The 12694-nt window shown below is 66.9% G+C and carries 17 protein-coding genes; 5 read left to right on the top strand and 12 right to left on the bottom strand.

Features of this window, described 5'->3' with window-relative positions:
• Nucleotides 1-84: 84 nt before the first annotated feature.
• Genes phyK through nepR form a run of 3 tightly spaced genes read right to left on the bottom strand, consistent with a single transcriptional unit; the run spans nucleotide 85 to nucleotide 2569 of the window.
• Complete coding sequence (gene phyK, locus CSEG_RS20205; RefSeq protein ID WP_013081088.1) at nucleotides 85-1779, bottom strand: sensor histidine kinase PhyK; 1695 nt, start codon at nucleotides 1777-1779, stop codon at nucleotides 85-87.
• A complete protein-coding gene (locus tag CSEG_RS20210; protein ID WP_013081089.1) occupies nucleotides 1776-2381 on the bottom strand; it encodes a sigma-70 family RNA polymerase sigma factor in 606 nt (201 codons plus the stop codon). The genes phyK and CSEG_RS20210 overlap by 4 nt, the downstream gene beginning before the upstream one ends.
• 2 nt (nucleotides 2382-2383) lie before the next feature.
• Complete coding sequence (gene nepR, locus CSEG_RS20215) at nucleotides 2384-2569, bottom strand: anti-sigma T factor NepR (protein WP_167535166.1); 186 nt, start codon at nucleotides 2567-2569, stop codon at nucleotides 2384-2386.
• Nucleotides 2570-2795: 226 nt separating this feature from the next.
• On the opposite strand from nepR, the gene phyR reads away from it, so the two are divergent.
• A complete protein-coding gene (phyR, locus tag CSEG_RS20220) occupies nucleotides 2796-3596 on the top strand; it encodes an anti-anti sigma factor/receiver protein PhyR (protein ID WP_013081091.1) in 801 nt (266 codons plus the stop codon).
• A gap of 81 nt (nucleotides 3597-3677) precedes the next feature.
• On the opposite strand, the gene CSEG_RS20225 is transcribed toward phyR, so the two are convergent.
• From CSEG_RS20225 to CSEG_RS20240, 4 genes are all read right to left on the bottom strand, one after another.
• Nucleotides 3678-3938 carry a hypothetical protein gene (locus tag CSEG_RS20225; RefSeq protein WP_013081092.1) on the bottom strand — a complete coding sequence of 87 codons (261 nt, stop codon included), beginning with the start codon at nucleotides 3936-3938 and terminating at the stop codon, nucleotides 3678-3680.
• Nucleotides 3939-3961: 23 nt separating this feature from the next.
• On the bottom strand, nucleotides 3962-4162 hold the full coding sequence (locus CSEG_RS20230) for a hypothetical protein (protein WP_013081093.1): 201 nt from the start codon (nucleotides 4160-4162) through the stop codon (nucleotides 3962-3964).
• 282 nt (nucleotides 4163-4444) lie between these two features.
• Nucleotides 4445-4909: an OmpA family protein gene (locus CSEG_RS20235; protein ID WP_013081094.1), complete on the bottom strand. Its 465-nt coding sequence runs from the start codon at nucleotides 4907-4909 to the stop codon at nucleotides 4445-4447.
• Between the two features lie 83 nt (nucleotides 4910-4992).
• A complete protein-coding gene (locus tag CSEG_RS20240; RefSeq protein ID WP_013081095.1) occupies nucleotides 4993-5337 on the bottom strand; it encodes a YMGG-like glycine zipper-containing protein in 345 nt (114 codons plus the stop codon).
• A gap of 129 nt (nucleotides 5338-5466) precedes the next feature.
• Here CSEG_RS20240 and CSEG_RS20245 point away from each other — a divergent pair, with 129 nt between their 5' ends.
• Both CSEG_RS20245 and CSEG_RS20250 read left to right on the top strand, forming a co-directional pair.
• Entirely contained in the window at nucleotides 5467-6318 is an 852-nt protein-coding gene (locus CSEG_RS20245; protein WP_013081096.1) for a diacylglycerol/lipid kinase family protein, read from the top strand.
• Complete coding sequence (locus tag CSEG_RS20250) at nucleotides 6315-7100, top strand: metallophosphoesterase family protein (RefSeq protein ID WP_013081097.1); 786 nt, start codon at nucleotides 6315-6317, stop codon at nucleotides 7098-7100. The genes CSEG_RS20245 and CSEG_RS20250 overlap by 4 nt, the downstream gene beginning before the upstream one ends.
• A 53-nt stretch (nucleotides 7101-7153) precedes the next feature.
• Here CSEG_RS20250 and CSEG_RS22160 read toward each other — a convergent pair whose 3' ends face one another.
• The 4 genes from CSEG_RS22160 to CSEG_RS20270 all read right to left on the bottom strand — a co-directional run bounded on the left by CSEG_RS22160 (nucleotide 7154) and on the right by CSEG_RS20270 (nucleotide 9018).
• The gene (locus tag CSEG_RS22160) at nucleotides 7154-7327 is read right to left on the bottom strand and encodes a DUF1328 domain-containing protein (RefSeq protein ID WP_013081098.1); all 174 of its coding nucleotides are present in this window, start codon (nucleotides 7325-7327) and stop codon (nucleotides 7154-7156) included.
• Nucleotides 7328-7440: 113 nt separating this feature from the next.
• Nucleotides 7441-8058: a superoxide dismutase gene (locus CSEG_RS20260; protein ID WP_013081099.1), complete on the bottom strand. Its 618-nt coding sequence runs from the start codon at nucleotides 8056-8058 to the stop codon at nucleotides 7441-7443.
• A 214-nt stretch (nucleotides 8059-8272) separates the two neighbouring features.
• Nucleotides 8273-8671, bottom strand: a complete 399-nt coding sequence (locus CSEG_RS20265) for a hypothetical protein (RefSeq protein ID WP_041538390.1) — start codon at nucleotides 8669-8671, stop codon at nucleotides 8273-8275.
• The gene (locus CSEG_RS20270; RefSeq protein ID WP_013081101.1) at nucleotides 8668-9018 is read right to left on the bottom strand and encodes a hypothetical protein; all 351 of its coding nucleotides are present in this window, start codon (nucleotides 9016-9018) and stop codon (nucleotides 8668-8670) included. Before CSEG_RS20270 ends, CSEG_RS20265 begins: the two co-directional genes overlap by 4 nt.
• Before the next feature lie 183 nt (nucleotides 9019-9201).
• Between CSEG_RS20270 and CSEG_RS20275 the strand changes: the two genes are divergently transcribed.
• Nucleotides 9202-11040, top strand: coding sequence for an HWE histidine kinase domain-containing protein (locus CSEG_RS20275; protein ID WP_013081102.1), 1839 nt, complete (start codon nucleotides 9202-9204; stop codon nucleotides 11038-11040).
• A 4-nt stretch (nucleotides 11041-11044) separates the two neighbouring features.
• Nucleotides 11045-11488, top strand: coding sequence for an aminoglycoside 6'-N-acetyltransferase (aac(6'), locus tag CSEG_RS20280; protein WP_013081103.1), 444 nt, complete (start codon nucleotides 11045-11047; stop codon nucleotides 11486-11488).
• 6 nt (nucleotides 11489-11494) lie between these two features.
• Here aac(6') and CSEG_RS20285 read toward each other — a convergent pair whose 3' ends face one another.
• Nucleotides 11495-12691 (bottom strand): CaiB/BaiF CoA transferase family protein, encoded by a 1197-nt coding sequence (locus tag CSEG_RS20285; protein ID WP_013081104.1) that lies wholly within the window; start codon nucleotides 12689-12691, stop codon nucleotides 11495-11497.
• Between the last annotated feature and the right edge of the window lie 3 nt (nucleotides 12692-12694).

Genomic DNA, 12694 nt, shown 5'->3' on the forward strand with positions numbered 1-12694 from the left:
CCAGGGCTTCGTGGGAAGGCTGTGAAACAATCGCTCCGAGAGAACGTCAGCAGCGAAGCTCGGTTCCGGTCGAGGTTTCAGGATTCAGGCGGAGGGACCGACAGCCTGCGGCGTGGGGAAGACAAGCCGCACCGTGAGACCACGCGGCTCGTGGGTTTCAAAGGACACCTTCCCGCGAAGCTGACGGGCGAAGGCGGTCATCAGCGTCCGGCCGACGCCGCCGCCAAGGCTGTCCGGCGCGCCGGGACCGTCATCGCTGATCGAAAGCTCGGCCTCTTCGCCGCGGACATGGAAATTGACCCGAAGCGTCCCGCCGCTCGTACCGAAAGCGTGCTTCTGCGCATTGGTGATCGCTTCAACCGCAAACAGGGCGATGGGGGCCAGTCGGTCGGGATCTATGACCAGAGGATCCGCGTGGACCTCGGTCTGAACGAGACCCGACGTGCCCATATCGTTGGCCAGCAGCTGCGCGGTGAGCTCCTCGAGAAACGGACGAAGGTCCACCCGCTTGAGATCAGGCCCCTGGTAGAGCGCACGATAGATCTGGGCCAGCGCGGTGATCCGCTGACGCGTATCATTCATGGCCGCTTTCGCAGCCGGGTCCGCGAGGGCTCGCTGCTGCATGTTCAGCAACGACGTGATGATCTGAAGGTTATTCTTCACCCGGTGGTGGATTTCGCGCATCAGCGCGTCCTTCTCCGCCAGGCTGTCCATCAGCGACGCGTCCCGGGCGACGATGGCGCCGGCCATCGCGTCGAGGGTGGCGGCGAGCTCGCGGATTTCCGGCGGCGCTCTTTCGGCCTGCAAGGGTCGCACGGTGAAGCGCCCCCGCGCATAGATCGCCGCCACGCGCTGCAAGTACACGATCCAGCGGATCACGCCCCGTTCGGCCGTGAACCAGACCGCCCCCAAGCCCAGAACGAAGGCCAAGAGCGGCAGCAGGAGACGCGAGATCGGGTTGATCCAGGCCCAGGACAGCAGCCTTGGGGCTGGCGCCGAAAGGATGACGAACACGTCGTCGCCAACGAGCGGCGCGGCCGAGAAGGTCCGGTCTCGACGCTGGGAGTCGCGCGCGGACCACAACGCCGCGCCACGCTCCGCCGCGATGGCCCGCCAGCCGGCCGGCGGAGCGCCGAACGCCGAGGGATTTGTGGCGGCGAAAACGCGTCCGTTGGAGTCGGCCAAGGCCACTTCAGCCCCGCCTGGCAGGAACCGGTTGGCCGTCTCCACCTTCAGGTCAGCCAGGGTCAGAACCGCGGCCATGGCACCTTCGAACTGCTCTGGGGAGCCCGCGCGAACAGCCGCCAACACCGAGGGCTCGTTAGCGTAGACGGCGCCAGGATCGGCGGCCACCACCAGGGTGGAGCCGCCGCGAAGGGACTGGAACCAGCTGCGCGCGCTGCGTTGCTGGTCATACGGCGTCGTCGCAGCGGCACAGGCTACGCGGCCACGGGCGTCAAAACGGATCAGATTGGCGTAGCCGGGAAGCCGCGCCCGGACATCAGCCAGGCGCTGAGCGCACTCCAACCCCACCGAGCGCGGCCCCAAAGTCTGCAACAGCACGCCGGCGGCCTCGATGCGCGCCCGGGCGATAGCTGCGCTGCGCCCCGCCGCCAGCTCCAGGCTCTGACGGCGCGAGTCAGCCTCCGCGCGGAACGCGAAGATCGACTGCATGCCGCCGAGAATGAGCACAGGCAGAAGCGCCACGCACAGGGCGATAGCGAGACGGAAACGAATGGAGGTGACGGCCTGCTCGGCGCGGCCGGCGAGCACACTCACCGCAACGAGCTCAACCGCTCCGCGTCGGCCAAGATGGCGTGCATCGCATCTCCCGCGGCCGCGCCGTCACGGTCGTAGGCGCCTGTCTCCAGGATGGCCTGCAAGGCGCGACGAGCCCGACTGACGCGGCTCTTCACCGTGCCTACCGCGCAACCGCAGATATCAGCCGCCTCTTCGTAGGCGAAGCCACCCGCGCCCACCAGGATCAGCGCTTCGCGCTGCTCGGCGGGGAGCATGGCCAAGCCCAGCCGCAACTCGTCCAGAGCGACGGGCGCCTCCGGATCGTCGACCGCCACGAGCGTGCGCTCGGCGGCCTCCTGATCGAGCTGGCTTTGGCGCCAGCTCCGACGCTTTTCGGAATAGAACTGGTTGCGTAGGATCATGAAGGTCCAAGCCTTCATGTTGGTCCCCAGCTGGAAACTCGCGCGCGCATCCCAAGCCTTCATCATGGCGTCCTGCGCCAAGTCGTCGGCGGCGGTGGGATCACCCGTCAAGGTGCGGGCGAAAGCGCGGAGATGCGGGATGAGCGTGACAAGCTCACGCTTGAACAGCGCGTCGCGAGCGGGATCAGGCGCCGAACGCCCCACTTTTTCTTCGGCCATGCTCATTGGCCTCCCGTCGGCGGCTCAGCTTTGCGCAGAATATCGAGGAATTCGTCCGGCACGGGCTCGTTGACGACCTCGTCGAACATCTGGCGCAGCTTCACGCCGATGGCCTGTTGGCGCAGGCGCGCCTCGTCAAGCGCCGCGGCGCTCTTGCGTTTGTCTTCCATGGGTACGTGTTCGATCATGTCCTCGACACCGAAGTGCATCGGCGTCCGCCCCCTTTGGCCGAATGTCTTTCCGCCCGATGACAACGTGCTTTTCCGTACCGGGTTCCACAAGCTTGGGCATAAGATGTCAAAAATCCGCGACGGGCGGAACCGGTCAGTTGAGGAGGCGTTATCGACCTTCGATGGAACGGCGCAGCTTGACCGTACGTTCCTTGATTTTCGAGACACCGCATCGGGAGGGGTCATGAGTCTTCTTGCTCGGCTGGCGCCGCATCTACCTTACATCCGCCGTTACGCTCGCGCCCTGACCGGCGATCAGACCACCGGGGATCACTATGTCCGCGTCGCGCTGGAGGCTCTGGCGGCTGGCGAGCGCTCGCTGGACGCCGAGCTATCGCCGCGCGTGGCGCTCTATCGCGTGTTTCACGCCATCTGGCTCAGCTCCGGCGCTCAGCTTGAAGCCCGTCGCGATGAGAGCATCAGTTCCGCCGACGACGCGGCCCAACGTCTGATGCGCATCGCGCCGCGCTCACGCCAGGCTTTCCTGCTCACCGCGCTTGAAGGCTTCACGCCCACCGAGGCGGCGCAGATTCTCGATTGCGACTTTGGTGAGATCGAGCGCCTCATCGCCGACGCCCAGGCCGAGATCGACGCGGAACTGGCGACCGAAGTCCTGATCATCGAGGACGAGCCTGTGATCGCGGCCGATATCGAGGCCCTCGTCCGCGAACTGGGTCACGACGTCACGGACATCGCCGCCACTCGAGGAGAAGCCGTCGACGCTGTCGCGCGCCGCACGCCCGGGCTGGTGCTGGCCGATATCCAGTTGGCCGACGGCTCTTCTGGCATCGACGCGGTGAAGGACATCCTTGGCCGTCTCGACGTGCCCGTGATCTTCATCACTGCCTTCCCGGAGCGTCTGCTGACGGGCGAGCGTCCGGAACCGACCTTCCTGATCACCAAGCCTTTCCAGCCGGAGACGGTGAAGGCGGCCATCGGGCAGGCTCTGTTCTTCCATCCTCGGCGTTCACGCAAAGCCGCCTAAAGACGACGGCTTCAGAAAAGGCGACGGCCTCCCGATAGGGAGGCCGTTTTCTTTTGTCGAGACGAGCTTCGATCGCGCAGGTTAGGGCGTTTGGCGCGCCGGCCGCTGCTCGGTGTCGCCGGCCTGAGCCTCGGCCGGCGTCGTGGCTCCGGTGTTGTCCTGGACCGCGGCGAGGTCGCCGGCGCGGAAGCTCCAGGCGCCGAAGAGGGCCAGGGCCGCCAGGACGGTCGAGACAATAAGAATCCAGAAAATGTGGCGTCCGAAGCGCCCTTGGCGAGCGCGGGTGGCGTTCAGGCGAGGACCAGAAGGCGTCTGTTCGGCGTGATGGATGTCGGCGGGCATGATGTCATACCTCCTGAAAAGTCCTAGGGCGCCCAGGACGTGGTGATATCGGAGCGGGCCAGAGAGGCCGCGCGATGGGTGAAGCCCATCACCGTGGCGGCGGAAATCGCGGTCGCCGCGATCACAACCAGGGCCATGAGGCGAGTGCGCGTGCGGCGCTGGCGCTCGGTAAGCGCTTGAACAAAGACCGTTCCGCCATGTTCGGCTTGATAAGTCCGGATCACGACGCGGCTCCCCTTCTTCGCGGACCTCGACGCCGCTCGGAAGGTCAACGTTCCGCCCATTCAGCCGTTCCCGCTTAGAGGGATTTCGCGGCCGGCGCTCAAAGCGCCAAAAAAAATCGCGCCTAGCGGGAACTCTTTCCCTCTCGCTCCGTTTCCATCTTCGCGAAGGCGGCGACGCCCCCCCGACTTGAGGCTGGTGCAAACCAGCCTGCCGCCTTCGCACCCCCCTTTGTTGATGCGAACTCAGGCGGACCGGCTATCCGGCCCGCCCTTCTTCGCGCCTCAGCGGGCCGGCGACGCCAAGGCGAAGACAATATCAGCGCGTCGGCGAAGGGGGGCAGCGGCGCCGGACGGGGCTCTCGCGCCGGCGTCGCCAACCGCGGCCAGATCGAAATCCGCCTTGCCGAACCCATGCGCCGCCAGAGCGCTGGAGACGACGTCAGCCCGGCGCTTCGACAGAGCCAAATTGGCCTCCGACGCCCCCACCGCGTCGGCCAGCCCAATCACCCTCACACTTTCCACCCGACACCCCTTGGCCTGGGTCCGCGCATTGGCGAGCACCATCCTCGCCTCGGGGGTCAGGGCTGCGCTGTCCTGATCGAAGTAGATCGACGAGGTGAAACTCAGACAGGTCGGACCGGCGACCGCCACGGGCCTTTTCAAGGTCCGCCAAGGTCCCGAGGTCTCGGCGCAAGCCGCTAGCGTCAAAACAGCGCCGATCAGGATAGTGGCTTTCATCGTCTTCATGGTTCCCTCCTCCAGACGTGAGAACACGAAAAAGGCGACCGGCACGGCCGATCGCCTTTCGAAATGAGCGCGACGGCCACCGCCTAGTAGCGGGGAGCGCCGTCTTCCCAATAATAACGACCGCTGCGGGAGTCGTAGTAGTAATAGCGACCCGCGCGCTCATCGTAGTACTGGCGGCGATTGACCGAGTTCGCGCCACAGCCGCCGTCCTCGCGACAGCCCTTGACCGCGCCGACGGTCCCGCCCAGGGCCGCGCCCACGGCCGCGCCCGTCGTAGCGCTGCCGCCGCCGACATTGTTGCCGATCACCGCGCCCGCGAGCGCCCCGAGAGCCGCACCGCCGGCGGCGTTGCGCTCCACATTGCCAGTCGAGGTGCACGCCGCGGCGAGCACACCCACGCCCATCAGGGCGATCATGGTCATCTTCATCTTGGCTCTCCGTTCCGAGCTTGTCCCCTGCCAGCAAACGGCCACCGTCCGGGAGGGTTCCGCGCGAAGCGGAACCATGGCCGCCTCAGGACCGTTGCGTCGGCGAGTTTCTGAAGACAGGGGGCGCCCGTGCGGCGGATCGATATCGTCGTCAACACCGCGTCGGGGTCCGTCGGACCAGATGCGCCGGCGATCGCCGAGCGCCTCTTGGCCGAGCACGGGGTCGCCGGGCGGGTCCATTCGCCGCAGACAAGCGATCTCGAGCTATGCCTGCGGGACGTCATCGACTCCGCGCCGGACGCGGTTCTGATCCTGGCCGGCGATGGCACCGCCCGCGCCGCGGCGGAGCTCGCAGGACCGCAAGGACCTCTGATCGCGCCGCTGCCGGGCGGCACAATGAACATGTTGCCCCACGCCCTCTATGGAGAGCGCCCTTGGGCGGCGGTGATGAGCGACTGCCTGCAGTCAGGCGAGCCCCGGATGATCTCCGGCGGGGAGGTCGGCGGACGCCTCTTCTTTGTGGCCGCCATCCTCGGCAGCCCCGCCTTGTGGGCGACCGCCCGGGAGGCCGCTCGGGAAGGTCGCCTCGATCTGGCGGTTGCAAGGGCGCGCCGTGCGTTTCAACGCGCCTTCTCGGGTCGGCTGCGCTTTGTCTTGGATGGCCGCCCCAAGCAGCGGGCCGAAGCGCTGACCTTGATGTGCCCCCTGGTCTCCACGGCCCTCGACGCCGAAGAACGCGCCTTAGAGGCGGCCGCGCTCGACCCGTCAAGCGCGTTGGACGTCTTTCGCTTGGGGTTCAACGCCGCCCGCGGCCAGTGGCGCGAAGACCCCTCGGTTTCCGTCGGACGGTGCAGGACCGGCAGCGTCTGGGCGGGCGGCCGAATCCCGGCGATTCTCGACGGCGAACCCGCGCGTTTCGATGCGAATGTGTCGATCCGCTTCCGCCCCAAAGCCTTCCGCGCCCTGGTCCCTCCTACATGAAGCTGGTGCAGATTTCGGACATCCACTTCGGCGGCGAAAACCAAGAGGCCGTGGAGGCCGCCACGCAGTGGATACGCGACGCGGCGCCAGATCTCGTCGTCGTCGCGGGAGACCTCACGCTGGACGGCAAGGCGACGGAGTTCGACGCGGCCGCCGCTTGGCTTGAGCGCCTTCCCGATCCGATGCTGGTCGTGCCTGGCAATCACGACACGCCCTTCGTTGGACCGGGCGAGCTCTGGACACGGTTCACGCGCCCATGGCGACGGTTCAGCGAAAGGTTCGGCCTTGAAGACGGCGCGGAATGGCGCGGGCCTGGGATCACCGTCACCTCGATCAACACCGCGCGCGCAGCCCAGTTGCGCTGGAACTGGTCGAAGGGCGCTGTTTCGCGCCGTCAGATCCGCCGGGTTTGCGACAGGCTCGCGGCCGCGCCATCCGAGGATTTGAAGGTCGTGGTCTGCCACCACCCGTTGATGGAGGTCCTGGGCGGGCCGATGACCGCCCGGGTTCGTGGTGGCGTCGACGCCGCCAACCGCTTCGCCCACGCGAGCGTCGACCTGGTCCTCTCAGGCCACATCCACCTGCCTTTCGTCACCACGGTCCCCTTTGGCGACGGCAAGACACAGCTTGTCGGGTCTGGAACGCTCTCCTTGCGCGAGCGCGGCGCCGCGCCCGGGTTCAATCTGATCGACGCGGACTCAGGCTGCGTCCGCGTGACCGCTCTGGCCTATGAGCGCGGTCGCTTCGACGTCTGGCGCACCTGGGCGTTCGACCGACGCTGAAACGAAAACGGCGCGGCCAAGGCCGCGCCGCTCGAAGGGTTTGATCTTTTCCGCTAGGGAGCGCGGCGTCCTCTGAAGAGGTGGCTCACCAGCGACACCAGGAACAGGATCAAGAAGACATAGAACAGGATCTTGGCGATCCCCATCGCCGCGCCCGCGATGCTGGTGAAGCCCAGCAGGGCGGCGATCAAGGCGATCACCAGGAAGGTCAGGGCCCAGTTCAGCATTGGCCTCTCCGGATTAGCCCGGCGGATCGCCGGGGCGGGTTGTCCATCATCGAGACTCAACGGTCTCGCTTGTCGACAACGCGCCTCGCGCGCCGGGCGTTCCGGAAGACGACCTATTCCGGCGCCGGGTAGGCCCAGCCTTGGGCGCCGGCCTTGGCGGCTGCGTATTGGCTGTCGGCCAGGGTCCAGTTGGCCAGGTTATCGAAGAAGGCTTCCAGGAAGGCCTTCCGCAGGTTCTGGTAGTCCAGATAGTAGGCGTGCTCCCACACGTCGCAGACTAGGAGGGCCGTCAGGTCTTGGGTGACAGGGCTCTCGGCGTCGTGGGTCGAGATGATCTTCAGCGCGCCCGAAGCGTCCGAGACGAGCCACACCCAGCCCGAACCAAAGTGGCCGATCCCCTCGGCGACGAACTTTTCCTTCAGGTCAGCGAGACCGCCGAAGGTGCTGTCGATGGCCGCCGCGAGTTCGGCGCCGGGCGCCGTCTTCGTCGGGCTCATGCCGTCCCAGAAGAAGGCGTGATTCCAGGCCTGCGCGGCGTTATTGAACACCTTGCCCGGACCGGCCGACTTGATGACCGCTTCCAGCGAGCCCTTGTCGTCGCCATTCAGCAGACCGTTTAGGGCCGTGACATAGGCGGCATGGTGCTTGTCGTGGTGGAAGTGGAGCGTGTTGGCGGAAATCGTCGGCTCCAGCGCGTCGTAGGCGTAGGGCAGGTCCGGCAGCTTGTACATGTTCACTCCATGGGAAGGCGTTCCCATGAAGGGAGGGCGGGAACGCGACGTGGCATCTAGAGGCAGACAGGCGAAAGTGTAAGTCGCCGAGCGCCTGATCTCGGTCAAATTTTAGAGATAAATTCCCTTGGAAACTTAGGGTTTCCGGAGCTCCGGAAGAACATCTCCGCCCCGGACGGGCGCCGGTGGCGGAGATGCTGTTTTCGCTAAAGCGCTAGCGTTGTGGGGGCTTCGGGTCGAGGAAGGCCTTGGCCAGCGAAGCCGTGAGCGTGGGGTTCTTCAAGGCGATGATCCCCGCCGCGAGGCCTATGCCCAGCGACATGAGCGGGCGCTCGCGCACGATATCCACCACCCTACCGGTGATATCGAAACCGCCCTGCGGGATTTCTTGATGGATGGTTCGGCGATTCTCCGCCTTGCGCGCGGCGATCATACCCGCGATCGCGACGATTAAAGCCGCCACGGCGGCGACGATCGCCGAGGCGCCGGCCGGGCCGACCAGCGGCAACAAGATCGCGTAGACCGCGAAAGCGGCGGATACGACGCTGACGGCGGCGGCGGCGGCGATCGCCGCGGCCGCCGCCAGGGTCATGAGGGTTTTCTCGAACATCAGCGGTTGTTGCTGCGGCCGCCGGCGATCAGCAGGCCGATCAGGAGGCCGACGCCGACGCCCGCGAGCGTGGCGGTGATCGGACGCTCGCGAACGCGTTCCGACACGTAGCGCTGGGCCTCTTCGATCTGCTGGCCAGCGGTGTCGGTATAGGCGCGGCTTTGGGCGCGAAGGGTGTCAAAGCCTTCGGCCACCGACTTCTCGACGCGTTTGGCGGCTTCGGTCAGCGAAATACGAGCGGCGTGCGCGGCCTCGGCGAAGCTGCGCTCGGCGTGTTCGACGGCTTCCAGCGTGGCGCCCTTGGCCTTGTCGGCTTCCTTGGCGGCGGGATTCAGGGAATTGGCGGGCATGGTGATCTCCTGTTCGCGACGCGACCGACCGGGACGCGGGGAAGCGGCGTCCCGACAACGCCGCATTCGTTGCAGCGGTTCCAAGATAGTCAAGGAGACCAAGCTTCACCACTCGAATCCGCCAGGTGGCGCCGTGGTTCAAAGGCGCTCGCGCCGAACGCGAACCAAGTTTAAGGTCGAATCATGGACGACGCCCCAATCGTCAGTGACGATCGCCAGGAATCCGGCCGCCTCAAGGCTTTGCGCGCGCTTGGGATTTTGGACGGCGAGGTGAACGAGCCGCGCCTTCTGAGGTTGGCGCGGCTGGCGGGCCGCCTGTTCGACGCGCCAAAGGCGGCGGTTGCGCTGGTTGATCAGGACCGGATCTGGCGTAAGGCGTTCACCGGCTATTCTGGCCCGGAAGCGCCTCGCGCTGGCGACCTTGCAGACCAGGTCGTCGCCCTCGGGCGCGTGGTCGACCTCGCCGCGCCGATACGCGACTGCCAGGGCCATGTCCTGGGCGCCCTCATGGTCGAGGGCCCCGGCGCGAACGGCCCCGCTCAGCCCGAGGACCTACAGGCCCTCGAGGATCTGGCCGATCTCGCGGCGGAAATCCTGACCGCTAAGCCGGAAGCCGATCGAACGCTGGAGGGCGAGCGCCTCAACCTCGCCATCACCGCCGCGGCGCTGGGCGAGTTCGAGTGGGACATCAAACGAGATGTGTTCAAGATCAGCCCTCGCCTGGCGAAAGTCGCCGGGCTCCCACCGGGTGTAATTCCATCCGAGAACGGCGCGGCGCTCTTTCCCTATATCCATCCCGATGATCGCGAAGCCGCGCGCGAGACGATCAACAGACAGCTCGCCGAGACGGGCCGCTATAGCCTCGAATATCGCCGCCTTCCCGACGCGGACGGAAACGCCGTCTGGTACCACGGGTCGGGCGTCATGCTGTTCGGCCCCGACCATGAGCCGACCCATCTGATCGGCGTCGTTCAGGACATCAGCGAGCGCAAGGCGGAAGAAGAGCAGCGCGAGAACCTCGTCGCCGAGCTGGATCATCGGATCAAGAACCTGCTCGCGGTCGTGCAGTCGGTCGCCGCGCAGTCGGCGCGGAAGTCCGCCTCGCTCGACGTCTTCCTGAAGACCTTCGCCGCGCGGCTGAAGTCCATGAGCTCGGCGCACGACCTGCTCAGCGCGGCGCGGTGGCGGGGCGCGACCTTGGCGCGGATCGCCGCCGCCGAACTTGGAGGGCTCGCCCCGACCCAGACACGCTGGGATGGTCCTGAGCTGTTCCTGACGCCCCGCGCGGCGTCCGCTCTGTCGCTGGCCTTGCACGAGCTCGCGGTCAACGCCGTACGCTATGGTTCGTTATCGACCGAGAACGGCAAGGTGGAGGTCGTCTGGCGACGTTCGCCGGAAGGCGGCTTCGCGCTCGAATGGCTCGAGACCGGAGGCCCGCCCGCAGCCGCCCCCCTGACCAAGGGCTTCGGCGCGACCTTGATCGAGGACGTGGCGGGCCGGGAGCTGGGCGGCTCGGCCAAGATCAACTACCGCTCAAGCGGCGTCACCGCCATGATCGTAGGCTCGGCCGAAGCGCTGGCCGACGCGCCACCGGTCGAACCGGTGAGCGCCGCGCCGGAGCGGATCGTCGAGACCGTCGTGGCGGCCGACGAAACCGTACGCCCCGGCGCGATCGCGGGCCTCAAGGTCCTGATCGTCGAGGACTCGCTGCTGCTGGCCCTGGAGCTGGAGGCGGGCCTCGAGGACGCGGGCGTCGAGGTCGTGGGCTGCGCCGCGGAATTGGGCGAAGCGCTGTCGATGGTGGAGAAGGATTTCGACGTCGCGGTGCTCGACGCCGACCTCAACGGCCAGTCGGTCGCCCCCGTCGCCGAAATCCTGCGCAGCATGGGTCGGCCCTTCGTTTTCGCCACCGGCTATGCCGACAAGGCCGCGCCGATGGGCTTTGACGCGCCGATCGTGCGAAAGCCCTACAACGTTCACCAGATCGCCCGCGCGGTGGCCGGAGTCACGGGGCGGGCTTAGCGGCATGCTGATCCGCCCGGCCGCGCCGAGAGATCTTGACGCTTGGGCGGCGCTACGCGCAGCGCTTTGGCCGGGGGACACGATCGGCGACCACCGCGCCGAACTCGCCGAAGCGCTCGCGTCGGAAGGAGACTCCGCAGCCTTCGTCGCCGAAGCCTCGGACCGCCTAATCGTTGGGTTTATCGAGGCGTCGCTCCGCCACGACTACGTCAACGGCTGCGAGACATCGCCGGTGGCGTTCGTCGAGGGCCTCTATGTGCGCCCCGAGTTTCGAAAGACTGGCGTGGGCCTCGCGCTCTGCGACGCCGTCGCCGACTGGGGCCGGGGTCGAGGCTGCAGCGAACTGGCCTCCGACGCCTTGGCGGACAACCTGGAAAGTCACGCCTTCCATCAGGCCATCGGCTTCGAGGAGACCGAACGCGTGGTGTACTTCCGGAAGCCGCTCTGAAAGACCTCAGATTACGCTGCGCGCCCGCAACGCGACGAGAGCGTCGGCTTCAAGACCCGCCAGTTCCGCCAGAACCTCGTCCGTATGCTCGCCGAGCGTCGGGCCCGGCCAACGCACGCCGCCGGGGGTGTCGGTCAAGCGGGGAAAGGCGTTCTGCATCTTCAGTTCGCCAAAGACGGGGTGGGGAACCGTGACGATGGATCCGCGCGCCTGGAACTGCGGGTCTTTCAGCATATCGGGCGCGCGATAGATCCGACCCGTCGCCAAACCCGCGGCCTCCAGCTTCGGAAGCAGGTCCTCGATATCCTGATCGGCGGTCCAGGCGGCGATGCGGGCGTCGAGCTCGGCCTGATGCGCGCCCCGCGCGGCGTGGTCGCGATAGCGCGGGTCCTCGGCGAGGTCGGGTCGGCCCATCAGGTCGCAGAGCCGCTTGAACAGCGTGTCCTGATTGGCCCCGATCAGCACCAGCTCGCCCGACTTGGTCGGATAGACGTTCGACGGCGCGATGCCCGGAAGCACGGCGCCAGAACGCTCGCGGACGTAACCGGTCAGGTCATACTCGGTGATCAGGTTCTCCATCACAGTCAGCACGCTTTCGTAGATCGCAGCGTCGACCACTTGGCCCTTTCCCGTCCGCTGACGAGCGTGCAAGGCCATCATCACGCCCAGCGCCGCGTTCAGGCCCGAAAGGCTGTCGCCGATCGAGATGCCCGCGCGGGCCGGCGGCCGGTCAGGCTCGCCGGTGATGTGCCGCAAACCACCCATCGCTTCGCCCACCAGCGCATAGCCCGCTCGCTTGGAATAGGGGCCGGTTTGACCAAAGCCGGACACCCGCGCCATCACGAGGCCTGGATTGGTCTTGGCCAGGGCTTCGTAGCCCATGCCCCACTTCTCGAGGGTGCCAGGCCGGAAGTTCTCGACGACCACGTCGGCCTTGGCGATCAGCGCGCGGGCGATGTCCCGGCCGTCTTCAGTGCGCAGGTCGACGGTCACCGATTTCTTGTTGCGCCCGATCACGGGCCACCAGGGCGAGAGCCCCCTGGGCTTGGACCGTCCCCACTGGCGCATGGGGTCGCCGACCTTGGGATCCTCAAGTTTGATCACCTCGGCGCCGAAGTCGCCCAACACCTGACCACAGAAGGGCCCGGCGATCAGCGAGCCCATCTCGATCACGCGCAATCCGGAGAGCGGACCTTCGGCCATCAG

This window comes from Caulobacter segnis ATCC 21756 (assembly GCF_000092285.1).
GTDB lineage: Bacteria > Pseudomonadota > Alphaproteobacteria > Caulobacterales > Caulobacteraceae > Caulobacter > Caulobacter segnis.

Bases quoted from the DNA above. Each gene is read 5' to 3' on its own strand.
- CSEG_RS20210 (WP_013081089.1), bottom strand. From the start codon at position 2,381: ATGGCCGAAGAAAAAGTGGGGCGTTCGGCGCCTGATCCCGCTCGCGAC.
- nepR (WP_167535166.1), bottom strand. From the start codon at position 2,569: ATGATCGAACACGTACCCATGGAAGACAAACGCAAGAGCGCCGCGGCG.
- phyR (WP_013081091.1), top strand. From the start codon at position 2,796: ATGAGTCTTCTTGCTCGGCTGGCGCCGCATCTACCTTACATCCGCCGT.
- CSEG_RS20225 (WP_013081092.1), bottom strand. From the start codon at position 3,938: ATGCCCGCCGACATCCATCACGCCGAACAGACGCCTTCTGGTCCTCGC.
- CSEG_RS20235 (WP_013081094.1), bottom strand. From the start codon at position 4,909: ATGAAGACGATGAAAGCCACTATCCTGATCGGCGCTGTTTTGACGCTA.
- CSEG_RS20240 (WP_013081095.1), bottom strand. From the start codon at position 5,337: ATGAAGATGACCATGATCGCCCTGATGGGCGTGGGTGTGCTCGCCGCG.
- CSEG_RS20250 (WP_013081097.1), top strand. From the start codon at position 6,315: ATGAAGCTGGTGCAGATTTCGGACATCCACTTCGGCGGCGAAAACCAA.
- CSEG_RS22160 (WP_013081098.1), bottom strand. From the start codon at position 7,327: ATGCTGAACTGGGCCCTGACCTTCCTGGTGATCGCCTTGATCGCCGCC.
- CSEG_RS20260 (WP_013081099.1), bottom strand. From the start codon at position 8,058: ATGTACAAGCTGCCGGACCTGCCCTACGCCTACGACGCGCTGGAGCCG.
- CSEG_RS20270 (WP_013081101.1), bottom strand. From the start codon at position 9,018: ATGCCCGCCAATTCCCTGAATCCCGCCGCCAAGGAAGCCGACAAGGCC.
- CSEG_RS20275 (WP_013081102.1), top strand. From the start codon at position 9,202: ATGGACGACGCCCCAATCGTCAGTGACGATCGCCAGGAATCCGGCCGC.
- CSEG_RS20285 (WP_013081104.1), bottom strand. From the start codon at position 12,691: ATGGCCGAAGGTCCGCTCTCCGGATTGCGCGTGATCGAGATGGGCTCG.